We start from the raw sequence: 26,092 nt of genomic DNA on the forward strand, positions 1-26,092 counted from the left end.
TCAGCAGGGGGTAATCAGTCTATGTCTTCCAAACTCAAATATATTGCGGGTTTTGCTGCCCTTGCTGCAGCGAGCGTCGCCTTTCCTGCGTTGGCACAGGAAGAGGCAGCAGAAGCCGTGGTTGAAGTGGCTTCTACCGGCCCCGCCGCTGATACGGCCGTGATCTTCAACACGCTGCTGTTCCTCATCGGCGGCTTCCTGGTCATGTGGATGGCGGCAGGCTTCGCCATGCTCGAAATGGGCCTGGTGCGCAAGAAGAACGCCTCCATGCAGGGCCTCAAGAATATCGCCCTTTATTCGGTCGGCGGTATCATGTTCTGGTTCACCGGCTACAACCTGATGTATACCGGCGTTGACGGCGGTTTCATGGGCTCCTTCGGCCCCTACGTCTTCCCGGGCCCCGGCATGGATGACGGCGCTGCCGGCTATTCGGTCGCCTCCGACTGGTTCTTCCAGATGGTATTCTGCGCCACCACCGCCTCGATCGTTTCGGGTACGGTTGCCGAGCGCATCAAGTTCTGGCCGTTCATCATCTTCACTGTCATCCTGACGGGTATTCTCTATCCGATCACGGGTTCCTGGCAGTGGGGCGGCGGCTGGCTCGCGGAAATGGGCTTCTCCGACTTCGCCGGTTCGACGCTGGTTCACTCGGTCGGCGGCTGGGCCGCTCTTGCCGGCGCCCTGGTTCTGGGTGCGCGTTCGGGCAAGTATTCGCCGGATGGCACGGTTAACCCGATGCCGGGTTCCAACATCCCGTTGGCTGTTCTGGGTACCTTCATCCTGTGGCTCGGCTGGTTCGGCTTCAACGGCGGTTCGCAGCTCGCACTTGGTACGATTGCGGATGCCGGTGATGTTTCCAAGATCTTCGTCAACACCAACCTGGCCGCTGCCGCCGGTGCCGTTGTTGCGATGATCCTGCTGCAGATCGTCTACAAGAAGGTCGACGTCACCATGGTCCTCAACGGTGCTCTGGCCGGTCTGGTCTCGATCACGGCCGAGCCGCTGACGCCGTCCGTTCCTGCTGCGCTGTTCATCGGCGGTATCGGTGGCGTCATCGTCGTCGTCTTCGTCCCGCTGCTTGACAAGCTGAAGATCGACGACGTTGTCGGTGCGATCCCGGTTCACCTGCTGGCCGGTATCTGGGGTACCTTTATCGTTCCGCTTACCAATGACGGTACGAGCTTTGGTACGCAGATCGTCGGTATCGTCGCGATCGGTGCCTTCACCTTCATCGCATCGCTGATCGTCTGGTTCATTCTCAAGGCCATCATGGGCATCCGGGTTTCGCCGGAAGAGGAAGCCGACGGTCTCGACAAGTCGGAAGTGGGCGTCGAAGCCTATCCGGAATTCATGTAGTTCCGCTGATCCCATACGGTCCGCGTCATGCGGACCGCACGAACCCGGGCCTTGTGGCCCGGGTTTTTTATTGCGCCGAAGCGGTGCTGTTTTCGATGGTTAAAGAGGCTTTAACCCATGGCTGCTAGCCTTGCCGGCGATGCCCCTTGTCCCGGTGCCTGTTGCGCCGGGACAAGGGCAGAACCGAATCAGAACTCAGTTTCAGGAACGGATGGACATGGCGGCACGAGCAGAGCGATACGGGGAAAAGAGCAGCGGAGAATTTTCCTTTACCGGATTTGTGCGGCGCTATGTTGCAGCCCTTTTCGGCTTTGCGCTGTTCGTTGCCCTGTGCCTGGCAATCGCTGCAATGGCGACGTGGAATGTCGACGACCCGAGCGGCTCGCATGCAACCGGTCGGCTGCCCACCAATATTCTCGGATATGCCGGCGCCAATTTTGCCGATATCACGATGCAGTCCTTCGGGCTGGCAAGCGTGTTCGCGCTGCTGCCGGTGCTGTCGTGGTCGCTGGCGCTGATGGCGGGCCGCCGGATCTATCGCAAGCCGTCGCGCTTCTTTGCCTGGGTCGGCGCCGCTCTTGTGACCGCGGCCGTGCTCGGCTGCTTTCCCGCGCCGCCGACCTGGCCGTTGCCGAATGGCCTCGGCGGTGTTTCCGGCGATCTGATCTTGCGGTTTCCCGCACTTTTCATCGGCCATTATCCCTCCGGCATGTCCGCGCTGATCGTCGGCGCCATCTTCGTGGTGCCTGCCTTGTTCCTGCAGCTTTATGCCGCCGGCCTGATCGTTCGCCAGCCGCCGGTGATTGTGGAAAAGCCCGCTGCCCGCGAGTTCGATCATGACCCCGGCGCTCCGTCGGTCGCCGATCTTTCCGAAGAGCGCGACGGCTTCTTTTCATTTGCGCCGCTGCTCGGCCATCTGGCCCATTCCTGGTACATCACCCGCGCCCGTCTGAATCGTCTGTTTGCCCGAAAGGACAAGGAAGACGACGACATGTTCGATGAGCCTTATGATTTCAACGAGGACAATTTCGAGCGGCTCGATGACGATGGTGCTCAAACCGGTCCGGCCTATCTGCGGCGCGGTGAACCGAGCCTTGTCGACCCGGAAACCTGGCGTGAAGAAGGTTATGCCCCCGTCGATCCGCCGCCTTTCGATTATGACGACCGCAATAGCGGCTTCGATCCGGGATACGATGAAGACGACGACTATGACGATCTGCCGGACGGTGTCCTGAGCGCCGACTTCGATATGCCCGCAGGCCGGCAGAACGGCGCCGGGGCGGTGGACAGCCCCGCGGCCAATCGCACCACGATGTCGCGCGAACAGCCGCGCGCGCCCGTTGTGGCCGCGCCCGCGCCGCCGCCGCGCCCGGCCAGTGTCGAGACGGTGCGCCGCCCCATGCGCGACGCACAGCCGCATTCCGGTCATTTCGAGCTTCCCTCGCATGCGCTTCTGGCCGAACCCAAGGGGCTTTCGCGCGACAAGGCGCTGTCCAAGGACGTGCTGGAAGACAATGCCCGCACGCTGGAAAAGGTGCTCGCGGATTTCGGCGTCAAGGGCGAGATCATCCATGTCCGGCCCGGCCCTGTGGTCACGCTTTACGAGCTGGAGCCGGCCCCCGGCATCAAATCTTCGCGCGTCATCGGCCTTGCCGACGATATCGCCCGGTCCATGGCCGCGATCTCGGCGCGTGTCGCCGTCATTCCCGGCCGCAATGCCATCGGCATCGAACTGCCGAACCCGCACCGCGAAACCGTGTTCCTGCGCGAGATCGTCGCCAGCCAGGATTTCCAGAACTCCAAGGCCAAGCTTGCCATGGCGCTCGGCAAGACCATCGGCGGCGAAAGCGTGACCGTCGATCTTGCCAAGATGCCGCATCTGCTGATTGCTGGCACCACCGGCTCCGGTAAGTCGGTTGCCGTCAACACCATGATCCTGTCGCTGCTTTACAGGCTTTCGCCGGAACAGTGCCGGCTGATCATGATCGACCCGAAAATGCTCGAACTTTCCGTTTATGACGGTATCCCGCATCTCCTGTCGCCGGTGGTGACCGACCCGAAAAAGGCGGTCGTCGCGCTGAAATGGACCGTGCGCGAGATGGAAGAGCGCTACAAGAACATGGCCAAGCTCGGCGTGCGCAATATTGACGGCTTCAACAGCCGCGTGCGTCAGGCGGCGGAAAAGGGCGAGACCCTGTCGCGCACCGTGCAGACCGGCTTTGACCGCGAAACCGGCGAGGCGATCTACGAGACGGAAGAATTCAATCTGGAGCCGATGCCCTATATCGTTGTGATCATCGACGAGATGGCCGACCTGATGATGGTGGCCGGCAAGGATATCGAAGGCGCCGTCCAGCGTCTGGCGCAGATGGCGCGTGCTGCCGGCATTCATGTGATCATGGCGACCCAGCGTCCTTCGGTCGACGTTATCACCGGCACGATCAAGGCGAACTTCCCGACCCGCATTTCCTTCCAGGTGACGTCCAAGATCGACAGCCGCACCATTCTGGGCGAGCAGGGTGCGGAACAGCTTCTCGGTCAGGGCGACATGCTGCATATGGCCGGCGGCGGACGTATTCAGCGCGTTCACGGACCATTCGTTTCCGACCCGGAAGTCGAGGAAATCGTCGCCTATCTGAAGACCCAGGGCACGCCCGATTATCTCGACGCGATCACGGCGGATGATGATGAGGATATGGTCGATTCCGACGGCGGCAGCACCTCCAATCTGTCCAAGTCGGATGACCCTTATGATCAGGCCGTGGCGATTGTGCTGCGCGACGGCAAGGCCTCGACGTCATACGTCCAGCGCCGGCTCGGCATCGGCTATAACCGCGCGGCCAGCCTGATCGAGCGGATGGAGGACGAAGGCGTTATCGGTCCGGCGAACCATGCAGGAAAACGCGAAATTCTGGTGCCCACGGAGCGCGATATCATTGAAGGGAGCAATTGACGCCCCATCTTTGTCTGCACGCACATTCCGGCGGACCTGCCCAGAAAAAGCCGTCTTGGCCGGGCAGGGAGCCTCTATCAGAGTTTCAGGATGTTGACACATGAATGACCGCAACGTGACCACGACCCTTCGCACCAACCGGTCGCGCCGGCTTTTTCTGGGCGGGATTGCCGCAGGGACGGCGCTGTTGATGACAGGGGCCGCGCTGGCGCAGACCGCGCCGTCATCCGGCGATGTGCCGCTGCCGACCAAAAGGGATGGTGCGCAGCAGGTGGCGCAGGTTGCCGCGGCCCCGTCCGACGTTGCCCAGAAGATCGCCAATCATTTTTCCTCGGTAAAATCGATGACCGGCGAGTTCATGCAGTTCGGCCCGCGCGGCGATCAGACCGGGGGTAAATTCTACCTCGAACGGCCAGGCAAGCTGCGCTTCGATTACGACGCGCCATCGACGCTGAAGGTGATCGCGGATAGCCGCAATGTCGCCGTCGGCAATGGCGACCTCGATACCTGGAATTTCTATCCGCTGTCGCGCACGCCGCTCAGCCTGCTGCTGGCGGACCGGATCGATCTGCAAAACCGCATGGTGCGCGATGTGCGCCAGCAGAGCGGACTGACCGTCATCGTGCTTGGCGACAAGTCGGTGTTCGGCGATCAGGTGATCACGCTGATGTTCGATTCCAACACGTTCGAGCTGCGCCAGTGGACGATTACAGATGCCCAGGGCAAGGATACCACCGTGATCCTGTCCAATGTCCGCACCGGCGTGAAATTCGGCCGTTCCGTTTTCCGCATTCCCTACGACCAGATCATGGCCAGCCCCGGCAGCAGCGACTGACGGCCTTCCGGTCAGCTTGAGAATCGCCTATTGCTGATGCCGCTTGAGCAAAGGCAGGAAAGGCGTGGATTTGGAACTGAAGCTTACCACCTGGAATATCAATTCGGTGCGCCTGCGCCTGCCGATCGTCTCGCAGTTTCTTGAGGAGCATGCGCCGGACGTTCTGTGTCTTCAGGAAATCAAGTGCCTGAACGACCAGTTCCCCTACAAGCCGCTGCGCGCGCTTGGCTACGAGCACATCGCGGTCCATGGACAGAAGGGCTATCACGGCGTGGCGATCGTTTCGCGCCTGCCGTTGGGTGAGGGGTTTTCGACCGATTACTGCGCCATGGGCGATACCCGCCATATTGCCGCCGTGATCGATGTCGGCGGCCGCAAGATCCGTCTGCATAATTTCTATGTGCCGGCCGGGGGTGACGAACCGAATCCCGATGTTAACCCGAAGTTCCGCCACAAGCTTGATTTCATGGAAGAGATGAAGGCCTTGAAGGCGGATGCCGGCGATGGCGTCAGTTCAATTCTGGTGGGCGATCTCAACATCGCGCCGATGGAACATGACGTCTGGTCGCACAAGCAACTGCTGAAGGTGGTCAGCCACACGCCGGTGGAAACCGAAGGCATGAAGGACCTGATTGCCGCGGGCGGCTGGACCGACCTGATGCGCCATGTCACGCCGGCAGACGAAAAGCTCTATACTTGGTGGAGCTACCGCGCCAAGGACTGGAAGGCGGCCAATCGCGGGCGCAGGCTCGACCACATCTGGTCTTCGGCCGATCTTGTTCCGGCGTTCAAGCGTTTCGAAATCCTCACCGATGCGCGCGGCTGGGAAAAGCCGTCTGATCATGTGCCGGTAACCGGCTATTTCGCGCTCTGACCATTTTCTGCGCCGGGCGGCATCGCCCTGACCGCACCCAGCAGCAGAATGCCAAGCACCGTGGCATTCAGGATGTGCCACAGGAAATGCGTGCCGAGCCCGCCGGTCATCACGCATGAGGCCTGATCGAGGCTTCGAAATGTCAGCGACATGATGAAGATGGCCGTCGCACCGGCGAAATAGCGCCACACCGGATGGCCGCGAAAAGCGGCGATTGCCGCGGCCAGCGCCATGGCGATCAGCGCGGGAGCATATTGCAGGGACCCGTTGAGCGGTGCGCCGTCGCGGCTCGTCAGACCGACGAGATAGACCACGGCGACAAAGCCGAACAGCGTGGCGACCATGTAGCCGATGATGTCGAAGATCTTGCCGCCTGTCACGCGGATGAAGATCAGCAGGATATAGGCAAAGAAGAACAGCCAGATCGGAATGACATCCGCCGCGCCGGAAAGGGGCGTTGCCAGCGTGTGGAATAGAAAGGAACCGACGCCGATGGCGGCGACCAGTGCAATCACGGTCAGCTCGATTGCGGAACGTTCCGGCCTGCGCCATGCCGCCGGCCAGGCAACCAGGGCGGCGATGATGAAAGCAAGATTGGTGAGCGCATTGACCGGCTCGTTCCAGAAACCGGCGGCAGTGCGTTCGCAATAGAGGTCTACGAAACTGTCCATCTCTCAGTAGGCCTTCATGTCCCACATCTGTTTGAGCGACTGCCGGTAATTCGGGAATTCGAATTCATAGCCGAGCTTTTTCAGCTTGGCATTGCTGACCCGCTTGTTTTCGCCCCAGAACGAGCGCGCCATCGGCGAGAGGTCGGCATCCTCGAATGCGACGGCCGGCGGCGGTTCGATACCCATCAGTCGGGCGGCTTCCTCGATCACATCCTGCGGCGGCGAGGGCTCGTTGTCGGTCACGTTGAAAATGCCGCCGAAACCGTGCTCGGCAAGAAAGGCCGTGGCATAACCGATATCCTCGACCCGGATGCGGTTGAAGACCTGGTTTTCCTTGATCACGCGTTTCTGGGTGCCGTCCATCAGTTTGCGGAAAGCATTGCGGCCGGGGCCGTAAATGCCCGAAAGGCGCAGGATCGCTACGGGAATGCCATGCTTTTCGCCGGTTTCCAGCCATTGCTGCTCGGCCTCGAGACGGCGTTTGGAACGTTCGGATGTCGGCCGGCATTCCGACGTTTCATCCACCCAGGCACCGTCATGATCGCCATAGACGCCAACGGTGGAGAGGTAGCAGACCCATTGCAGCGATGGCAGTTCGTAATGCACCGCTTTGCGCGCGATCCGGAGAAGCGGATCGCCATCCTCGCCCGGCGGAATCGACTGCACGATATGGGTCGCCGAGCGCAGCTTGTGGGCAAGCGAACGGTCGATGGTCTGGCCATCGAAGATGAAGGTCTCGATACCGCATGCGCCAAGGGCTGCGGCATTTTCTGCCGAACGCGTGGTGCCGGCGACATGTCCGCAGTCCGGCGCCAGCGCCGAACCGATCGTCCGCCCGGAATATCCCGCGCCGAAAACAATCAGATGCATAACATTTCCTCCTCGCGTTGCCATTCACGGCGAACATCTTCATCTGTGTCACGGGGACGCGCTCTTGCCAATGCCGCAAATTCCGCCTGTGGCAGCAGCCGCGCCAGCGCCCAGACCGCCATGGCGCGAACCTCGGGGCTTTCGTCATCGGCGAGCACGCGACACTGGCCAGCCAGAAAACCGTGCCCGCTGTTGCCGGCGGCGATCAGACAGTTGCGGACAAACCGGTTGCGCCCGATACGCTTGATCGGCGAGCCGGTGAAGAATTTCCGGAATGCGGCGTCGTCAAATCCTAGAAACATGGAGAGTTCCGGCGCCTTCAGGTCGTCGCGGGCGGCAAGCTTCATCTCCGATGCGCTTTGGGCGAACTTGTTCCAGGGGCAGGCCGCAAGACAATCATCGCAGCCATAGATGCGGTTGCCCATCGCTTCGCGAAATTCTTCGGGGATGACACCGTGATGCTCGATGGTGAGATAGGAAATGCAGCGCCGGGCATCGAGCTTGTAGGGCGCGGGAAAGGCCGCGGTCGGGCAGGCGTCGAGACAGGCCCGGCAGGAGCCGCAAAAGTCCTTTTCCGTCCGGTCTGGTTCCAGTTCCTCGGTGGTGAAGATCGAGCCGAGGAACAGCCAAGAGCCGAATTCCCGGCTGACCAGATTGGTGTGCTTGCCCTGCCAGCCAATGCCGGCCTTGGCGGCAATCGGCTTTTCCATCACCGGGGCGGTGTCGACAAACACTTTCACATCCGCGCCGGAGCGGGCGGCGAACCGGCCGGCCATCTGCTTCAGCTTGCCCTTGATGACATCGTGATAGTCGCGGTTGCGGGCATAAACGGAAATATTGGCGCGGTCGGGCTGTTTGAGAAGCGGGCGCGGGTCTTCGTCCGGCCCGTAATTCATTGCCAGCATGACGACGGAGCGTGCTTCGGGCCAGAGTTTGAGCGGCGAGGAACGCCGTTCCAGCGTTTCGGCCATCCATTTCATCTGGCCGTAATAGCCCTTGGCGACGAATTCACCGAGCGCTGCGGCGGCTTCCGGCATGTCTTCGGCGCGCGCAATCCTGCAGTCGTCGAAGCCGATTGCCTTCGCCTCCTCCTGCACAAAGCGTTTCAGTTTTTCCCGGCGTTCAGCCATTGATCCACCGCTCGGTTGCGCCGCTTCTCCTGAAGGTGGCGTCTTGCGGCTCAAAAATCCAGATCAGCGTAGTGGGAAACCGGCACAACGCCGCGCACGCGGTCGGCCAGAAGCGTGCGGAAGGCCGGGCGCGACTTCAGCCGCTGGTACCATTCCTTGGCGGCGGGAACCTCGTCCCAGTTGATTTCGCCCAGATAATCGAGCACGGAAATCGCGCCGCCGGCGGAAAGGTCGGCATAGCTCATGCGTTTGCCCGCAAGCCAGCCCCGGTTTCCGGCAAGCCAGGCCAGATATTTCATGTGCTGGCGGATATTGGCGCGGGCCGCACGCAAAACCCGCGAATCCGGCGCGCCGCCGCCGCGTTCGCTGCTCATCTGCAGTTTGTAGACGCGTTCGCGGCAAAGCGGATAGGTGACATCCTGCTCAAGCTTGAGCAGGAACCATTCGGTCAGCCGGCGGATTTCGGCGCGCTGGAACGGTTCTTCGGCCAGAAGCCGGCGTTCGCGCTGCAAAACCCCGTGGGTCTCGTCCATGAACTCGGCGATCACAAACGGGCCACAAAGCGCGCGCATGTTGTCATCGACATAAACCGGCAGCGTGCCCGCCGGGTTTGCAGTCAGAAAGGCCTTGCGCTTTTCCCAGGGACGTTCCTCGATCAGGTCGATCTCGAAGGCATATTCGCCGATGACGAGACGAATGAACCGCGAAGCGGCGGACATGGGATGATGGTAGAGCGTAGACATCTGGCTTTCGTCGCTTGGAGCATGAGCACAGTCACGGCCCGTTCCCGTTTCAAATGCGGAGCAGGGGCTGTGAATGGCCGGTCAAGTCGTTCGGGTTCAACGTCTTCATTCTATCGCCGAAGGATTAACGATGGGTGACCGGCTAGACGGTTCCGCCACCGGGGCTGATCACGCCAAGAGCCAGAAGCACCAGCAGCGCGCCGCCCAGAAGCAGACGGTAATAGACGAAGGGCATGTAGTTGCGGGTGGAAACCAGCCGAAGGAAGAAAATGATCACCGCGTAACCGACGACAAAGGCGATCAGGGTTGCCAGTGCGGTTGCGCCCCAGCCGACCGGATTGTCTTCGCCGATGCTCTTGAACAGCTGGTAGAAGCCCGACCCGAAGACCGCCGGCACGGCCAGCAGAAACGAATAGCGCGCCGCCGCCTCGCGGGTGTAGCCGAGCAGCAAACCGGCGCTGATGGTGCCGCCCGAGCGCGAAACGCCGGGAATCAGCGCCATCGCCTGGGCAAACCCGTAAAGAATGCCGTCGCGCCAGCCGAGCTTGTCGAGCGTGACCTTCTTGGCGCCGACCTTGTCGGCATAGCCCATGATCAGGCCGAAGACGATCAGCATGGTCGCGGTGATATAGAGATTGCGCAGCGAATGCTCGATCTGGTCCTTGAAGAGCAGGCCGAGAACCACGATCGGAACCGAACCGACGATGATCAGCCAGCCCATGCGCACATCCGCTTCCGCGTGCCGGCCCGGATAGTCGCCGAACTTCAGGTTCTTCGCGAGCCAGGCGCTGGCGATGCGCATGATATCGGACCAGAAATAGACGAGAACGGCGGTTTCCGTGCCGATCTGGGTGATCGCGGTGAAGGCTGCGCCCGGATCGGCGCCGGACGGCAGAAACTCACCCGCAATGCGCAGATGCGCACTCGAGGAAATCGGCAGGAATTCTGTCAGCCCCTGCAACAGGCCGAGAAAGGCGGCTTCGATCCAACCGATATCCATGCGCTCAAATATCCCTGATCTTTCAAAACGAAACGTGAAATATGATCTGAAAAAAAACAAAAGTCCGGCGTTGGCGCAATCACCCTATATGACCACGCGACCGCCTTTTCTTAGTAGAGGAACATGGAGAGATTTGGAAGTGCGGCACGGGCAGGGGCGCCGGCAGCCTTGCCCTCACCTCAGCGTGATTGGCGATATTGCCTTTTTCTGTTTCGAGGCCTTCCGTGTTCATCTTTCGGTAACCATGTTCTTTGAAGATCGCGCGCGAAGGAGAATTGCCGATGTTCAGGTTCCGCCCGCTGCATGCCGCCCGTGTTGTCTTTGCGCTTGTCGCCTTCGTGCTCGCTTTTGCGGCAGGCGCCGGCCTTTCCGGTGTCGCCAATGCCTATGACCGCGGCCAGGTCGACCGCCAGTTCCAGAACTGGCTCGGTTCCGATATGCGCAGCGCTGCATTGCGGTCGGGCGTTTCGGCAAACGTCTATGATCGCGTAACGCAGGGGCTCACCATCAACTGGTCGCTGCCCGATCTGGTGCCGCCGGGGACCAAGCCGCCGCAGAAACGCAGACAGACCCAGCCGGAATTTTCCGAACCCGGACCTTATTTTTCCGAGAACAATCTGAACTATCTCGCCGTCAGGGGCCGCAAGCTCTACAACCAGTACAAGCCGGTTCTGGACCAGATCGAGGCGCGCTACGGCGTGCCGGGGCGCATCGTGCTGGCGATCTGGGGCCGCGAAATGGGCTATGGCGCGGCGGAAGAAAAATACGACATTCTGCAGGTGCTCGGCACCAAGGCATTCATGACCGGTTCGCGTCAGGAGATGTTCCAGCGCGAATTCATCGCCGCGCTGCAGATCATCCAGAGCGGGGCAGCCCCCCTCGACAAGCGCAAGGCGTCATGGGCCGGTGCCTTCGGCCAGCCGCAGCTGATGCCGACGAATTTCCTGAACTATGCCGTCGATTTTGACGGTGACGGCGTTATCGACGTCTGGGATTCGGTGCCGGATTCGCTGGCGACGATTGCCAAGCATCTGGCAAGCGACGGCTGGGAGCGCGGCCGCGACTGGGGCTATGAAGCCGTGATTCCCGACAACGTATCCTGCGCCCAGGAAGGGCCGGACAATGCGCGCGCCATTTCGGCCTGGGTGAAACAGGGCATTGCCCGCGTTCAGGGCAAGAGCTTTCCGGCAGACGAATTGCGCAAGCCCGGCATGATGCTGGTGCCGCAGGGGCGCTACGGGCCGGAATTCATCGTCACGCCGAATTTCTATGTGCTGAAGAAATACAACAATTCCGACCTCTACGCGCTGTTTGTCGGCAATCTTGCCGACCGTATCCAGTATGGCATGGGGCCGTTCGTCCAGCCATGGCAGAGGACCGGCACGCTGTTGCGTTCCGATGTCGCCGCCATGCAGCGCAAGCTGATGGGCATGGGCTACGACACCGGCGGCGCGGATGGCCTCGTCGGCTACAAGACCCGCCGCTCCATCGGCGACTGGCAGATGCGCAACCGCGTCCAGCAGACCTGCTGGCCAACGCCGACGCTCAAGAACGAATTGCTGCGGTAGTCGTGGGGTTCGTGCTGAAGCAAAGGTCGCTTGAGTAGCCGCATAGCCCCCACGTCTTCTCGCCCCGGAGGGGAGAGATGTCGCGAAAGCGACAGTGAGGGGGGAGCTTTCCCCTCGGACGCCCTCGCGAATTGAAATGCTGCTTCACCCTCACTGCCCCTGTCGGGGCATCTCTCCCGCAAGCGGGAGAGAGTATATGGAGCGAGATCCAAGGCCATCTGCGATAGCTCTGCTCTCTGAGGGGAGAATGATGGCTGCAAGCATGCCCGGATAACAATTTCGCAGAAACGGACTGTCGCTCATGGGCTCGTTCATACGCGCCGCCACGCCACACCATCAGTGATGCTGATGGTGCATGTGGTAGGGGCGGTTGAAGACCTCGTCGCGCGGCGGGATGGCCTGCCGTTCGATCATGCGCCGGACTTCCGGGCGTCCATCCCCGCGGTGCAGGGCGCGGATGCGGTCGAGGTTTTCGGCATCGGCCACGGTGCGGCGCTGGTTGTGGCGGACATAATCCACCCATGTCGGCGCATGATAGGTCTCGATCCACACTTCAGGGTCGGCGATATCGCGCATCAGCGCCCATTTGCGCGCACCGTCGCGTTTGCGGATGCGCCGCCGTTCGACCATCAGCCGGAGGAATTCCTGCGTATCGTCCGGGCTGATGATGAAGCGGGTTTCAACGACGACGGGACCGCTGCGCGCCAGAAGGTCGAGCCTCGGCTCGGGCATCTGGAACCGGTTCAGCGGGTCGAGATTGAGGCTTTCGAGCGCCGGCATCTTGAGAACAAGACCGATCGATGCACCGATCGCCATGACGGCGGCAGCGGCCAGAAATGCTGCCGTGATCGACTGGTTTTCCGCAACCTGTCCCCATATCCAGCTACCGAGCGCCATGCCGCCGAAGGAGGCGGTCTGGTAAAGCGACAGCGCGCGGCCGACAACCCAGCGCGGCGTCGTCAACTGCACGACGGTGTTGAACAGCGACAGCGCCAGCACCCAGCAGGCGCCGGCAAACAGCAGCGCGAGACAATCGATTATCAATGACGTCGAAACGCCGATCACCACCGCGCTTGCCGCAAACAGGAGGAAGGAGAGCCTGACGATCGTTTCGTTGGAAAGCCGGGCGCGCGCATGCGAATTGGCAAAGGCGCCGCCGATGGCGCCGATGCCGAAAGCCCCGAGCATGATGCCGAAAGTCTGCGGGCCGCCGACGATCACGTCGCGCGCCACGATCGGCAGCAGGGCCAGCACCGAAACCGATGCGAGGCCGAAGACGAACGCGCGCAGAATGACCTTCAGGATGTTCGGCGACATCGCGACATAGCGCAGGCCCGCGCCGATTGCGGTGGTCATCTTCTCGCGCGGCAGCGGGCTTTCCGGCCGGCGGAATTTCCAGCGGTAGATCACCGTCAGAAGACCGAGATAGCTGAAGGCGTTGACCGTGAAGGCTGCCGCCCCGCCGCCGACGGCAACGATGGTGCCGCCGACCGCCGGGCCGAGACTGCGGGTGATGTTGAAACCGACGGAATTGAGCGTGACGGCGCCGGGAAGATCGGAACGCGGAACCATATCGCCGACGGAAGCCTGCCAGGACGGGTTGTTCATCGCATTGCCGCAGCCGATGAGAAAGGTGAAGGCCAGAAGCAGCCACGGCGTGATCAGGCCGGTAAAGGTGGCGACAGCCAGAAGCACGGAGACCGTGAACATGAAAAGCTGTGCGGAAAGAATCACCCGCCTGCGGTCGAAACCATCGGCAATGGCGCCGGCGACCAGAGCAAACAGCATCACCGGCAGTGTGGTCGAGGACTGGACCAGCGCCACCATGCTTTCCGAGCCCGAGATCGAGGTCATCATCCATGCCGCGCCGACATTCTGGATCATGCTGCCGAGATTGGACGCGACGGAGGCCAGCCAGATATTGCGGAATGTCGGATGCGCGAAAGGGGTGAAAAGCGATTTCGGATCGGGCGCGGGCTGCATGAACTGTTCTCTGTCCTGATCTGCCGGGTTTATGCCGGTGCGAATCCGGCAGCACATTACATTATAGGGCGTTGTTTAGCCTCTTGCCTATACGCACTGCACCGTGCGTGGTCGCTGTCGCTGTCGCTGTCGCTGTCGCTGTCGCTGTCGCTGTCGCTGTCGCTGTCGCTGTCGCTGTCGCTGGCGATAAAACTTGCAATTTGAATGACGAGGGCGTATTTAAAGCTCAAATTCTTGATCGTCAGATGAAGAGTGGGACCTCGCGGACCCGCTCTTTTTTATTTGGCGCGGGAGGCGGTCGTGACCGCCTGGAGCAACCTTTTGGCAGATTTGAAACAGATGGCGGACAAAGAAAGAGAAGAACGGCTGATTGTGGAAACGGGCGTCGACAAGCGGATTGCCGACATGATCGAGCCTGTTCTGGAAGATATCGGCTTCAAGCTGGTGCGTGTCAGGCTTTCGGGCCAGAACGGGCTGACGCTGCAGATCATGGCCGAGCGTTTCGACGGCACCATGACGGTGGAGGATTGCGAGGAGGTCTCGCAGGCCATCTCGCCGGTGCTGGATGTCGAAGACCCGATCGACCGGGCCTACCACCTGGAGGTTTCCTCGCCGGGGATCGACCGGCCGATGGTGCGCAAGTCCGATTTCTATCGCTGGAAGGGCCATCTCCTGAAGTGCGAGACTTCGGTGCTCGTCAACGAGCGCAAGCGCTTCCGCGGGCGGATCATCGAGGCCGATGTCGATGGCTTCACGCTTTTGCGCGACGGCGTTGCCTATGGCGAACCGTCCGAAGTGACCATTCCGTTTTCGGCGCTTTCGGACGCAAAGCTGATTCTGACGGACGAACTCATTCGCGAGGCGCTGAGGGCCGACAAGCTGGCCAAGCAGAAGGCGGCCAATGAAAATGACGACGACGAAGACGTCGCCGACAGCGAAGACAACTGATGAGCGCCGGACCCGGCTGACGGGCGGCATTCGATTTTAGGATATTCACGGAACCGGTGCGGTTCCGGTGGCAAGGACGGAGACCAGGAAAATGGCAGTAAGTGCGAACCGGCTTGAACTGTTGCAGATTGCCGATGCGGTGGCGCGTGAAAAATCCATCGATCGCGAGATCGTTCTCACCGCCATGGCCGACGCCATTCAGAAGGCGGCCAAGTCGCGTTACGGATCGGAAACCAATATCCGCGCTGACATCAACCCGAAGACCGGCGAAATCCACCTGCAGCGTCTGCTGGAAGTGGTCGAGGAAGCCGAGGATTACAGCACCCAGATCCCGCTGACCCTGGCGCTCGACCGCAACCCGGAAGCCAAGCTCGGTGACTTCATTGCCGACCCGCTGCCGCCGATGGATTTCGGCCGTATTGCCGCCCAGTCCGCCAAGCAGGTGATCGTGCAGAAGGTGCGTGAAGCCGAGCGCGACCGTCAGTTCGACGAATACAAAGACCGCATCGGCGAGATCGTCAACGGCACGGTCAAGCGCGTCGAATACGGCAATGTCATCGTCGATCTCGGCCGTGGCGAGGCGATCATCCGTCGCGACGAGATGATCCCGCGCGAAGTGCCGCGTTACGGCGACCGCATCCGCGCCTATGTCTACGATGTCCGCCGCGAACAGCGCGGGCCGCAGATTTTCCTGTCGCGCACCCATCCGCAGTTCATGGTCAAGCTGTTCACCATGGAAGTGCCGGAAATCTACGACGGCATCATCACCATCAAGTCGGTTGCCCGTGATCCGGGCTCGCGCGCCAAGATCGCGGTGATCTCGTCCGATTCGTCGATCGATCCGGTCGGCGCCTGTGTCGGTATGCGCGGCTCCCGTGTTCAGGCCGTTGTCGGCGAGCTTCAGGGCGAGAAGATCGACATCATTCCGTGGTCGGAAGACCCGGCGTCGTTCATCGTCAACGCGCTGCAGCCGGCTGAAGTCGCCAAGGTGGTGCTGGACGAGGACGCCGAGCGTATCGACGTCGTGGTGCCGGACGACCAGCTGTCGCTGGCGATCGGCCGTCGCGGCCAGAATGTCCGTCTCGCCTCGCAGCTCACCGGCTGGGACATCGACATCATGACGGAAAACGAGGAATCGGAACGCCGTCAGAAGGAATTCAACGAACGGTCGCAGCTGTTCATGGATGCGCTCGACGTTGACGAAATGGTCGGTCAGGTTCTGGCTTCCGAGGGCTTTGCGGCCATCGAGGAACTGGCTTATGTCGAGCTTGAGGAAATCGCCGCCATCGAGGGCTTCGATGAAGAGACGGCCGAAGAAATCCAGATGCGCGCCAAGGAATTCCTGGAACGCCAGGAAGCCGAGCTTGACGAGAAGCGCCGCGCACTTGGCGTTTCCGACGACCTGCGCCAGATCGACGGCATGACCCTTGCAATGATGGTGGCCCTTGGCGAGGACGACATCAAGACCATGGAAGACTTCGCCGGTTGCGCTGCCGACGACCTCGTCGGCTGGACCGAGCGTCAGAACGGACAGACCAAGCGTTTCGAAGGCACGCTTTCCGGTTTCGACCTGTCGCGGGTCGAGGCTGAAAACATGGTCGTTCAGGCCCGTCTTGCCGTCGGCTGGATCACCGAGGAAGACCTCGTGGTTGCCGAAGAGGTAAGTGAAGATGAGGAGGGTGTTGCCGAAGAGGACGCCGGTGAAGAGGCCGTGTCTTCCGATGATGAAGGCAATACGAGCGCGTAAGGCCCTGTGAGCACACCCCGCAAAGTGGCTGAAGAGGCGGCGATGAACGCGCGCACCTGCATCGTGACCCGCAATGCCGGCGGGCCGGACGATCTGATCCGCTTCGTCGCCGGCCCTGACGGCAAGGTCGTTCCCGATCTCAAACGGGAACTGCCGGGCCGGGGCTGCTGGGTGACGGCGGAACGCTGGGCTGTCGACAAGGCGGTGTCGAAAAATCTGTTTTCCCGGGCGCTGAAACAGAAGGTGGAAGCCCCGGCAGATCTCGGCGACATGGTTGATGTGTTGCTGGCGCGTAATCTTGCGGGTATGATCAACATGGCCCGCAAGGCGGGTGAATTCGTCACCGGTTCGGCCAAGGTCGATCTTGCGGTGAGAAGTGGTGCGGCGCTTGCCGTATTCCATGCCGCCGATGCTGCGCCCGATGGCAGGCGCAAGCTTGACCAGGCCCGCAAGGCCTTCTGTCTGCAGATGGAGACCGACGGGCCGATTCCGGCACTTGTCCCTTTCGGGGCTGCGGAAATCGACACTCTTTTGCATGAGAATGCGTTTAAACATGCCGCGGCGCTTGCGGGAAAGGCCGGAGAGGGTGTAGTGAAGCGCGCGATGATGCTTCAAAGGTACCGGGCCGCTCCCGGAACTGAAGGAAAAGCCGCGATGACGAACAAATGACGACGTCACGGAATTTGGCCGTGCGCCAGAGCATGAATTTCAAGGCGGGAATTGCGTCTGTCTAGATGACGGCGGTTCCCGCGCCAAGGAACGGGAACCGAATGACGGACAGTAAAGACGACAAGACATCCAACGATACCGGCAAGAAGACACTGAAGCTCAAGCCGTCGGGTGTCAGCCAGGGTACCGTGCGCCAGGATATGGGCCGCGGTCGCACTAAGGCGGTCGTGGTGGAAACACGCAAGCGCCGGCTGCACAAGCCGAGCGAGGAAACCAACTCGGCAGCCAAGCCGGCCCCCGCAGCAGCACCGCGCAATCCGGCGCCGGCCAAGCCGCAGGCAGCCGAAAGCCAGACGCGCCGCGCCGACGATGCCAGCCGGCAGCAACGCCAGCCCAAGGGACAGCCTTCGCGTCCCGGCGGCCAGAATCGCCAGCGCGGCGGGCAGCAGCCCGACCGCGGCAATGGCGGCCAGGGGCGCCAGCGCGGCAATGTTCTGCACGATCTTTCCCAGGGCGAAATGGATGCCCGTCGCCGTGCACTGGTGATGGCACAGCAGCGCGAGGTCGAAGAGGCCGAACGCCGCAAGCGCGAAGAGGAAGAACGCCGCCAGGCCGAAGAGGCCGCCAAGCGCGAAGCCGAGGAACAGGCAAAGCGCGACGCCGAGGAAGCCAAGAAACAGGCAGCCCTGGACGCAGCCAAGGAAAAGGAAGAAGCGGCGGAAACGCCGGCAGCCGCAGAAGCGCCTGCCGCAGCCGACCTGCCGCCCGGCGAAGACGCCAAGCCGAGCCGTGCCGCACCGCGCCACCGCCCGCAGGCGCGCACCGAATCCGACGACGAGGGCGATGCCGGTCGTGGACGCAAACCGCGCCGCGAAACGGAAGAAGCCGGTGCACCCGCACGCGGCAAGACGCTTCGCCCAGAAACGCCGGCCAACAAGCCTGCATCCCGTCCCAAGGGCACGGGCGAGCGTCGCCGTGGCAAGCTGACGGTCACCGCCGTCACCGGTGACGATGATGGTGGCAACCAGCGCGGTCGTTCGCTTTCGGCCATGCGCCGCCGTCAGGAAAAGATGCGCCGCGCCCAGACGCAGGAGCCGCGTGAAAAGGTTCTGCGCGAGGTCGTTCTGCCGGAAACCATCACCATTCAGGAACTGTCGCAGCGCATGTCCGAACGGGCCGTTGACGTCATCAAGTACCTGATGAAGGAAGGGCAGATGATGAAGCCCGGCGACGTGATCGATGCCGATCTCGCCGAGCTGATCGCCACGGAATTCGGCCATACCGTCAAGCGCGTTGCCGAATCGGATGTCGAGGAAGGCATTTTCGACGTTTCCGATGACGAGGCCGATCTGGAGCCGCGTGCGCCGGTCGTGACCATTATGGGCCACGTCGACCACGGCAAGACTTCGCTGCTCGATGCTATCCGTCATGCCAATGTCGTTTCCGGTGAAGCCGGCGGCATTACCCAGCATATCGGTGCCTATCAGGTCGAGCAGGACGGTCAGAAGATCACCTTCATCGATACTCCCGGTCACGCCGCCTTTACCGCGATGCGTGCCCGTGGTGCCGAAGTGACGGATATCGCCATTCTGGTGGTTGCTGCTGACGACAGCGTCATGCCGCAGACGATTGAATCCATCAATCACGCCAAGGCGGCCGGTGTTCCGATCATCGTTGCCATCAACAAGATCGACAAGCCGGCGGCGGATGCCCAGAAGGTGCGTACCGAACTGCTTCAGCATGAAGTGTTCGTCGAAACCATGGGCGGCGAGGTGCTGGAAGTCGAAGTTTCGGCCAAGACCGGTCAGAATCTCGACAAGCTTCTGGAAGCGATCCTGCTGCAGTCGGAAATCCTTGACCTCAAGGCCAACCCCGACCGTACGGCCGAAGGGGTTGTCATCGAAGCTCAGCTCGACCGTGGCCGTGGTTCGGTCGCGACCGTTCTGGTGCAGAAGGGCACGCTGAAGCCGGGGCAGGTTCTTGTCGCCGGTGACCAGTGGGGCCGTGTACGCGCGCTGATCGACGATCACGGCGAACATGTGAAGGAAGCCGGGCCGTCCATGCCGGTCGAAATCCTCGGCCTCGGCGGCACGCCGTCAGCCGGCGATCGCTTTGCCGTCGTTGAAAACGAGGCGAAGGCCCGTGAGGTTTCCGAGTATCGCCAGCGGCTTGCCCGCGACAAGGCGGCGGCTCGCCAGTCCGGTTCGCGCGGTTCGCTCGAACAGATGATGAGCCAGCTGCAGGATACCGGCCTCAAGGAATTCCCGCTTTTGATCAAGGGCGACGTGCAGGGCTCGGTTGAAGCCATCAATGCCGCGCTTGAGAAACTGGGAACCGACGAAGTGCGCGCCCGTGTCGTTCATGCGGCAGCCGGCGGTATCACCGAATCGGATATCTCGCTGGCGGAAGCCTCCGATGCGGCAATCATCGGCTTCAACGTCCGTGCCAATGCACAGGCCCGCCGGGCCGCCGAACAGGCCGGTATCGAAATCCGCTACTACAACATCATCTACGATCTGGTGGACGATGTGAAAGCCGCGATGTCGGGTCTTCTGTCGCCGGAACGGCGCGAGACCTTCCTTGGCAATGCCGAGATCCTCGAGGTCTTCAACATTACCAAGGTCGGCAAGGTTGCAGGTTGCCGGGTTACCGAAGGCAAGATGGAACGTGGCGCCGGTGTTCGCCTCATCCGCGACAACGTGGTTATCCACGAAGGCAAGCTGAAGACGCTGAAGCGCTTCAAGGATGAAGTTTCCGAAGTGCCGGGCGGCCAGGAATGCGGCATGGCCTTCGAGAACTACGAAGATATTCGCGCAGGCGATATCATTGAGGCCTTCCGCGTCGAGCACATCACCCGCTCGCTCTGATTTCGGAGCAGTGAGGACAGAATTGAGGAAACCGGCTTCGGCCGGTTTTTTCGTGCGTGGACAAGGGGTGCTAAACCCTCATTCGTCATGCTCGGGCCTGTCCCGAGCATCTAAGCACGTCTCCCCGCGACAGACGTTTCGGATGGAAAAACGGAAACGTTCAATCCGGTGTAAAACAGAAGCTCCGCACATGCGGCAACGGGGTTAGATCCTCGGTACAAGACCGAGGATGACGTCCGTAGAGTGGATAGGTCTGGCGGCAGTCTGAACCGGTTTCGGCCGGTTTTTTCGTGCGCGGCGGCGACCGCAGACGCCTAAAAACAGAAAGCCCGGCGAACAACTCTTGAGGAGCAGCGCGCCGGGCTTTTCCGGTTGGACCGGAACTGAAACGGATCGTTTGAGGCGATCCGTTTATTCCCCGCAATTGAGAGGAGGGAGATTGGCCTGCGGGACGGCCTTACAAAGCGTTTCAGCTATTGAAGGAGGAGGAGATCGTGAAACGCCCTGAGCTTTGAATTCCTTTTGCTATTTGAGGCGGGTACGTGCCTCATCTGTCTGAAGTCAGTTCTAGCGCCGAATCGGCCCGGACGATTTGCGCTGAATCAAATGATCGCGCTTCTGCGCTGAAACGTCGTTTTTTTTGATGGCCGCCGTCGATGGGCTTCCCGGTTTCCGGGCAGGCGGCGGTTCTGCGATTGACCTTCTGCCGCCGAAGGGTTACACGACCCGCCAGTCATCGGAGCATGTCCGCGCGGGTTCGAACCCCGTCAAATGGCGGGCACCAGACAAACACGAACGATTTAAAGACCAAGGTTGATATGACGAGAGCTACCTCCTCGGCGCCCTCCCAGCGCATGCTTCGCGTTGGTGAACAGGTTCGCGCCGCCATTACCAAGGTTCTCCAGCGCGGCGATGTTCTCGATCCGCTGCTGGAAAACACCGTCGTCTCGATTTCCGAGGTGCGGATGTCGCCGGACCTGAAGATCGCGACTGCCTATGTCACCCCGCTGGGCGACAGGGACCATGACGCGACCGTGCGCGCGCTGAACCATCATGCGAAGTTCATCCGCGGCCGCATCAGTCGCGAGATCCGGCAGATGAAATACATGCCGGAACTGCGTTTCCGCGACGACACGAGCTTTGAGAATTTCCGCAAGATCGATGAGCTGCTGCACTCGCCGGAAGTGGCGCGCGATCTGGACCACGACGACGACAACGAAGACAAAGAATAATTTCAGCATATGGCACGACAGAGAAAACCCAAGGGCCGCCCCGTTTCAGGCTGGCTGATCCTCGACAAGCCGATCGATTTCGGTTCGACCGAAGCCGTTTCCAAGGTGAAGTGGCTGTTCAAGGCCCAGAAGGCTGGCCACGCCGGCACGCTCGATCCGCTTGCCTCCGGCATGCTGCCGATTGCGCTCGGTGATGCCACCAAGACCGTGCCTTATGTGATGGACGGCCGCAAGATCTACGAATTCACCGTCACCTGGGGCGAGGAACGGGCGACCGACGATCTTGAGGGCGATGTGACGCAGTCATCGGACAAGCGTCCGGCGCGGGCCGACATCGAGGCGCTCTTAGAGAAATATACCGGCGTGATCGAACAGGTGCCGCCGCAGTTCTCCGCCATCAAGATCGACGGTAACCGCGCCTATGATCTGGCACGCGAGGGCGAAACGGTCGATATCCCGACCCGCGAGGTTGAAATCCACCGGCTGACGCTGATCGGCTGCCCGGATGAAAACGCCGCCGATTTCGAGGTCGAATGCGGCAAGGGCACCTATGTGCGTGCGCTGGCCCGCGACATGGGGCGCGATCTCGGCTGCTACGGCCATATCTCGGCGCTGCGCCGGCCTTTCGTCGCGCCGTTTTCGGAGGACATGCTGGTGCCGCTTTCTGAGCTGACGGCGCTGGAAGAGATCGAGGACGATGCCGAACGCTTCGCAGCCCTTGAGGCGTTTCTTGTCGATACATCCGAAGCGCTTGCCAACCTGCCGCATGTGCCTGTCACCGACGAGCAGGCGCGCCGTCTCAAGCTCGGCAACCCGATCATTCTGCGTGGCGCCCACGCCCCGGTCGAAGAACCGGAAGCCTATGCCTCCATCGGCGGGCGTCTCATTGCCATCGGCGAGATTGCCGAAGGCCAGTTCAAGCCGCGCCGGGTGTTCGGCTAGCTATTTGCCGCTTTCGGCCAACTGATGCGCCAGCCGCGTGAACAGACCGACCGCCGTCGTTTCATCGATGGCGGTCTTGTCGTTGATGGTGAGGGAAACGCAGACTTTGCGGCCATCTTTGCCGGTCAGCGCTGCCGTCAGGTTCAGCACGCCGGTTTCGCTGCCGCCCTTGTAGGCGACCGACTGCCAGGCTCTTGTCCGCACCGGGCCGGGATTGACGGAAAAGACATCCGCGTCGGCCACCGCGCGCATCAGGGCGCACAGTTTCGCGTTGGAGAGATGCCATTCGACGCCGTCGGTCGCCGGTCCGGTGACGGCCGCGATGGCCGGCAACGGGCGTGAAGTGGCCCGATCGGCGATCGCTGCCTTGTCCCGGGGCGATGCGGCGGCGGCGTATTGCGCGGCCAGAGCGGGGTCGGCCTTCAGCGCAAACATGGCGCGGGTGGTCAGCACGCTTTCAAGGCCAAGAGCGTCTGCAACCCGACCGGGCCCGAGAATGCGCATCAGCATATCGGTTGCGGTATTGTCGCTTTCGGCAATCATCAAGGTCGCGAGCGTGTGAAGCGTCAGCGGCGATCCATCCGGAAAATCCTGCAGGCGACCGGTCGGCAGGGATTTGTCTTCCGGTTGGAGGATGGCGATATCCTGCCAGTCCCTCGTGCCCGACGCGATATCATCGAGCAGCACCTTGAGGACGCCGAGCTTGAACGCCGAGGCGACGGCAAGCGCGCTGTCGGCCTCTTTCGCAAACAGTGTTTCGTCTTCCGATAGCACCAGATAGGAAATTTTTCCGGGCATCGCTTCGAAGGCGTTAAGCGTTGCCGCCGGACCCTCGGTCAGGGCCTCGGGCGGGCTGAAAAACAGACCCGTTATCCTGCCGTTTTCGTCAAGCGCGATCTGGACGGGAATTTCATGGGTTTCGGTGTGTATCGTGTAGACGCCCTGGTCGCCTGTCACGGAAAGTGCCGCGCCGGTCTCATCGCGCAGGCGATTGATGATGGCCGTGAGCTCGTCGTCGGGAACCGCCCGCGCAAAGCTTTCGGCGGTGAGGGCGCCGGCATCCTGCGGGTTTTGCCAGAGGGTTTCGATGGCCTTGATCTCTGCCGGGTTCGCAAACGCCTGCGGGGCTGCCGCAAGCACGGTCATGGCGCCTGCGGCAATGGTGTTACGATAGGTCATGTCCGAGGTTCCTTGCAGGTGGTCCAGACTGTCGCATGGCGGCACGCCGGCGGCAATGCGCCGGGTGTCGGGCTGCCCGGCGCGGCGCATTTTCAGGGGCGTAGCATGACCTTGCCCTTCCGTCCCGGTTTCAATGCCGCGTTGACGGCATCAACCACATGTTCCAGCGGAAAGATTTCGCCGGTATCGAGCTGCAGTTCGCCCTTTGCGGCAAGCGCGACCAGTTCGCCGATCAGCGCCTTGCGTTTGTCGTCATCCATCTCCTTGCCGACGCGCGCACCCCAGAAGCCGCGAACGGTGATGTGCTTCATGATAAGCGCGCCGGAGGAAAGCGGCATCGGTGCACCGGTGGCCGTTCCGAAAACCACAAGCTCGCCGTTCACGCCCAGAAGATCGACGAGATCGGCAGCAATGCTGCCGCCGACGGAATCGATTGCGGATGCCGCGCCATCCTGTCCGATCAGGGCGCGCACATCGTCCTTCCAGTTTTCATCGGCTGTGGAGAACACATTGTCGATGCCGAGGTCGTGAAGCTCGGTGACTGCTTCTTTCCTGCGCACGAGACTGACGAGGTTGATACCACGGTTTTTCGCCAGCGTGGTCATCAGTTTTCCGACCGCGCCGTTGGCAGCCGTCTGAATGATCCAGTCGCCCTTTTTCGCGCGCAGCGTTTCAAGAAGCGAAATGGCGCTGAAGGGCATGGCGATCAGCTGCGCGCCATCCGTGTCCGAGATTTCATCGGGCATCGGCAGCACGCTCGCCGCCGGCGCGATGAAAAACTCGGCCCAGCTGCCATGAACGCCTGCCACGGCAATGCGCTTGCCGATCATGGCAGGATCGACGCTGTCGCCGACCGTCTCGATCTCGCCAAGTGCCTCACTGCCGCCGATGGCCCCCGGCAGATCCGGCTTGTAGCCATAGCTGCCGCGAATGGTCCAGAGGTCGTGATTGTGAATGGGGCTGAGCGTCATGCGCACGCGCACCTGGCCCGGGCCGGGCTCCGGCTTGGCGGTGTCTCTCGCAACAAGAACGTCGGCGGGTTCGCCGAATGTGTCGTGAATGGCTGCAAGCAATTAAAGGCGCTCCGTGTTTTTCGTTGATTTTCGTTCAAAGTGGACGATTGGTGCCGGTTTGCCGAACCGGCATCACCTTACCGACCTGTTTCCGCCTATCTTTGCCGACGCATGAAATCGGCGAACAGGGGGACCGTAAAGTCAAGATAGCCGTGATCTGTGCTATAGATCATTCCCTTGGATATCACCTTGGCCCGCGTCGGACCGAGAGACTTCTGTGTCCGATCCATCGAGGTTGCGATATCGGCCATAGCGTAAGGGCCATCGCCCAGATCTGACATGGCCTTCACAAACTGGACCTCTGCCTTGGTCAACCTGTCAATTCGCACCCGGAAGAAGCCCTGGTCGAGAGATGATATGGTTGCTGCGTATGAAATATCTACATCTGCAACTGAAATTTCAGGGCCTTCGGCGGTGTTCCAGGCGGCCGATGCCCATTCCTGAATGAAGAAAGGATAGCCTTGTGTTTTTGCCACGATCGTATCCAAGGCACCCGGCGCAATCTTTGCGCCTTCTTCCTTGATCGGGTTTTCAATGGCAATTGCTGCGGCCGCGGGATCAAGTGCATCGACTTCAGGGTATTGAAACAGCCTTTCCGCATATGATTTTGCCTCGCCGGCGAGGCGGGCGACTTGCGGCAGGCCGGCGCCGATCATAACGACTGGCAGGCCATCCTGTGACATTCGGTGAATTGCGACGATGAGGGCAGAAAGGTCCTTTTCAGAAAGATACTGAACTTCGTCGATCAGCAGTATCCAACCGCGCCCCGCCGCTTGCGCAGCTTTGCCAATCATCTCGAAAAGTGCCGGTATGTCGTGTTGCAGGTCTCCGCTGTCAGCAAGGCCTGGCTCTGGCTCGACGCCGACTTCGATACCGGCTATTTCGATCTTGAAGATCGCGGCGAAATTGCGCAATCCCCGAAGACCGCGGTTGGCGATATGTTTTGCGGCCTCTGTTCCCGATAGCGACCGCAGGACTTTTTTCATCTCCGGATAGATCAAGCGAGGCAGGTTTTCCCCTTCGGGAGCCTCGATTTTCGACACAATCAGACCTTCGCTGTCTGCAATCTTGGCTATCTCGCTCAGCAAGACGGTTTTGCCCGTGCCCCTCAACCCAAGGAGCATCATTGAACGTGCATTTCTGCTCCTTACGGCGCGGCCGCATGCAATTCGCGCTTCCGACAGAATGTCGTCCCGTCCAGCAAGTTCAGGAGGGCGGCTTCCCGCTCCCGGTGCGAATGGATTTCTATAGGGGTCCATGACTTCTGACCTGTTACTGTCTACTGATGTCTAGCAAAAACTAGCAAAAAACGGTAGATTTCGCTAGTTTTTGCTAGAGACCATATTCAGGTTCACTTCTTCTCACGTGATGGCCATGGTCGTGATGCCTTTGCCATGACACTCGACAATCATGCGCTTTTGCCCTATATGGCGGCCAGCATTGGAACAAATG

At 61.1% G+C, this 26,092-nt stretch carries 21 protein-coding genes; 12 read left to right on the forward strand and 9 right to left on the reverse strand.

Annotated elements, in window-relative coordinates:
- The first annotated feature begins 21 nt into the window (after window positions 1-21).
- The 4 genes from ACHZCU_RS13635 (at window position 22) to xth (ending at window position 6,018) form a co-directional block, all read left to right on the forward strand.
- Complete coding sequence (locus tag ACHZCU_RS13635) at window positions 22-1,356, forward strand: ammonium transporter (RefSeq protein ID WP_319519213.1); 1,335 nt, start codon at window positions 22-24, stop codon at window positions 1,354-1,356.
- A 217-nt stretch (window positions 1,357-1,573) separates the two neighbouring features.
- Window positions 1,574-4,309: a DNA translocase FtsK gene (locus ACHZCU_RS13640; protein ID WP_319519214.1), complete on the forward strand. Its 2,736-nt coding sequence runs from the start codon at window positions 1,574-1,576 to the stop codon at window positions 4,307-4,309.
- A gap of 100 nt (window positions 4,310-4,409) precedes the next feature.
- Complete coding sequence (locus ACHZCU_RS13645; protein WP_319519215.1) at window positions 4,410-5,144, forward strand: outer-membrane lipoprotein carrier protein LolA; 735 nt, start codon at window positions 4,410-4,412, stop codon at window positions 5,142-5,144.
- A 70-nt stretch (window positions 5,145-5,214) separates the two neighbouring features.
- Complete coding sequence (xth, locus tag ACHZCU_RS13650) at window positions 5,215-6,018, forward strand: exodeoxyribonuclease III (protein ID WP_319519216.1); 804 nt, start codon at window positions 5,215-5,217, stop codon at window positions 6,016-6,018.
- On the opposite strand, the gene ACHZCU_RS13655 is transcribed toward xth, so the two are convergent.
- The 5 genes from ACHZCU_RS13655 to ACHZCU_RS13675 form a co-directional block, all read right to left on the reverse strand.
- On the reverse strand, window positions 6,003-6,689 hold the full coding sequence (locus tag ACHZCU_RS13655; RefSeq protein ID WP_319519217.1) for a ceramidase domain-containing protein: 687 nt from the start codon (window positions 6,687-6,689) through the stop codon (window positions 6,003-6,005). The two genes, xth and ACHZCU_RS13655, sit on opposite strands and share 16 nt — an antisense overlap.
- A gap of 3 nt (window positions 6,690-6,692) precedes the next feature.
- Complete coding sequence (locus ACHZCU_RS13660; protein ID WP_319519218.1) at window positions 6,693-7,559, reverse strand: SDR family oxidoreductase; 867 nt, start codon at window positions 7,557-7,559, stop codon at window positions 6,693-6,695.
- A complete protein-coding gene (gene queG, locus ACHZCU_RS13665; protein WP_319519219.1) occupies window positions 7,550-8,689 on the reverse strand; it encodes a tRNA epoxyqueuosine(34) reductase QueG in 1,140 nt (379 codons plus the stop codon). Before queG ends, ACHZCU_RS13660 begins: the two co-directional genes overlap by 10 nt.
- 50 nt (window positions 8,690-8,739) lie before the next feature.
- Window positions 8,740-9,432: a glutathione S-transferase family protein gene (locus ACHZCU_RS13670; RefSeq protein WP_106303553.1), complete on the reverse strand. Its 693-nt coding sequence runs from the start codon at window positions 9,430-9,432 to the stop codon at window positions 8,740-8,742.
- Between the two features lie 142 nt (window positions 9,433-9,574).
- Window positions 9,575-10,432, reverse strand: coding sequence for an undecaprenyl-diphosphate phosphatase (locus ACHZCU_RS13675; protein WP_319519220.1), 858 nt, complete (start codon window positions 10,430-10,432; stop codon window positions 9,575-9,577).
- A gap of 281 nt (window positions 10,433-10,713) precedes the next feature.
- On the opposite strand from ACHZCU_RS13675, the gene ACHZCU_RS13680 reads away from it, so the two are divergent.
- Window positions 10,714-12,000 (forward strand): lytic murein transglycosylase, encoded by a 1,287-nt coding sequence (locus ACHZCU_RS13680; RefSeq protein ID WP_319519221.1) that lies wholly within the window; start codon window positions 10,714-10,716, stop codon window positions 11,998-12,000.
- Between the two features lie 336 nt (window positions 12,001-12,336).
- Here the strand turns inward: ACHZCU_RS13680 and ACHZCU_RS13685 are convergent, their stop codons facing one another.
- Window positions 12,337-13,983, reverse strand: coding sequence for an MFS transporter (locus ACHZCU_RS13685; RefSeq protein ID WP_319519222.1), 1,647 nt, complete (start codon window positions 13,981-13,983; stop codon window positions 12,337-12,339).
- Here ACHZCU_RS13685 and ACHZCU_RS13690 point away from each other — a divergent pair.
- The 7 genes from ACHZCU_RS13690 to truB all read left to right on the forward strand — a co-directional run bounded on the left by ACHZCU_RS13690 (window position 13,936) and on the right by truB (window position 22,388).
- On the forward strand, window positions 13,936-14,187 hold the full coding sequence (locus ACHZCU_RS13690; RefSeq protein WP_319519223.1) for a hypothetical protein: 252 nt from the start codon (window positions 13,936-13,938) through the stop codon (window positions 14,185-14,187). The genes ACHZCU_RS13685 and ACHZCU_RS13690 overlap by 48 nt on opposite strands.
- A 135-nt stretch (window positions 14,188-14,322) precedes the next feature.
- Entirely contained in the window at window positions 14,323-14,931 is a 609-nt protein-coding gene (rimP, locus tag ACHZCU_RS13695; RefSeq protein WP_394706062.1) for a ribosome maturation factor RimP, read from the forward strand.
- Between the two features lie 91 nt (window positions 14,932-15,022).
- Complete coding sequence (nusA, locus tag ACHZCU_RS13700) at window positions 15,023-16,678, forward strand: transcription termination factor NusA (RefSeq protein ID WP_319519224.1); 1,656 nt, start codon at window positions 15,023-15,025, stop codon at window positions 16,676-16,678.
- A 6-nt stretch (window positions 16,679-16,684) separates the two neighbouring features.
- Window positions 16,685-17,347: an RNA-binding protein gene (locus ACHZCU_RS13705; RefSeq protein ID WP_319519225.1), complete on the forward strand. Its 663-nt coding sequence runs from the start codon at window positions 16,685-16,687 to the stop codon at window positions 17,345-17,347.
- Window positions 17,348-17,448: 101 nt separating this feature from the next.
- The gene (gene infB, locus ACHZCU_RS13710; protein WP_319519226.1) at window positions 17,449-20,214 is read left to right on the forward strand and encodes a translation initiation factor IF-2; all 2,766 of its coding nucleotides are present in this window, start codon (window positions 17,449-17,451) and stop codon (window positions 20,212-20,214) included.
- A gap of 818 nt (window positions 20,215-21,032) precedes the next feature.
- Complete coding sequence (rbfA, locus tag ACHZCU_RS13715) at window positions 21,033-21,446, forward strand: 30S ribosome-binding factor RbfA (RefSeq protein WP_319519227.1); 414 nt, start codon at window positions 21,033-21,035, stop codon at window positions 21,444-21,446.
- Between the two features lie 9 nt (window positions 21,447-21,455).
- Window positions 21,456-22,388: a tRNA pseudouridine(55) synthase TruB gene (gene truB, locus ACHZCU_RS13720; protein ID WP_319519228.1), complete on the forward strand. Its 933-nt coding sequence runs from the start codon at window positions 21,456-21,458 to the stop codon at window positions 22,386-22,388.
- Here truB and ACHZCU_RS13725 read toward each other — a convergent pair whose 3' ends face one another.
- From ACHZCU_RS13725 to ACHZCU_RS13735, 3 genes are all read right to left on the reverse strand, one after another.
- Window positions 22,389-23,567, reverse strand: a complete 1,179-nt coding sequence (locus tag ACHZCU_RS13725; protein WP_319519229.1) for a serine hydrolase — start codon at window positions 23,565-23,567, stop codon at window positions 22,389-22,391. It lies immediately after the preceding gene.
- Window positions 23,568-23,659: 92 nt separating this feature from the next.
- Window positions 23,660-24,640, reverse strand: coding sequence for a zinc-binding dehydrogenase (locus ACHZCU_RS13730; RefSeq protein ID WP_319519230.1), 981 nt, complete (start codon window positions 24,638-24,640; stop codon window positions 23,660-23,662).
- A 95-nt stretch (window positions 24,641-24,735) separates the two neighbouring features.
- Window positions 24,736-25,899: an ATP-binding protein gene (locus ACHZCU_RS13735; protein ID WP_319519231.1), complete on the reverse strand. Its 1,164-nt coding sequence runs from the start codon at window positions 25,897-25,899 to the stop codon at window positions 24,736-24,738.
- Window positions 25,900-26,092 lie beyond the last annotated feature (193 nt).

It is taken from the genome of uncultured Martelella sp., assembly GCF_963677965.2.
Classification (GTDB): Bacteria; Pseudomonadota; Alphaproteobacteria; order Rhizobiales; family Rhizobiaceae; genus Martelella; species Martelella mangrovi.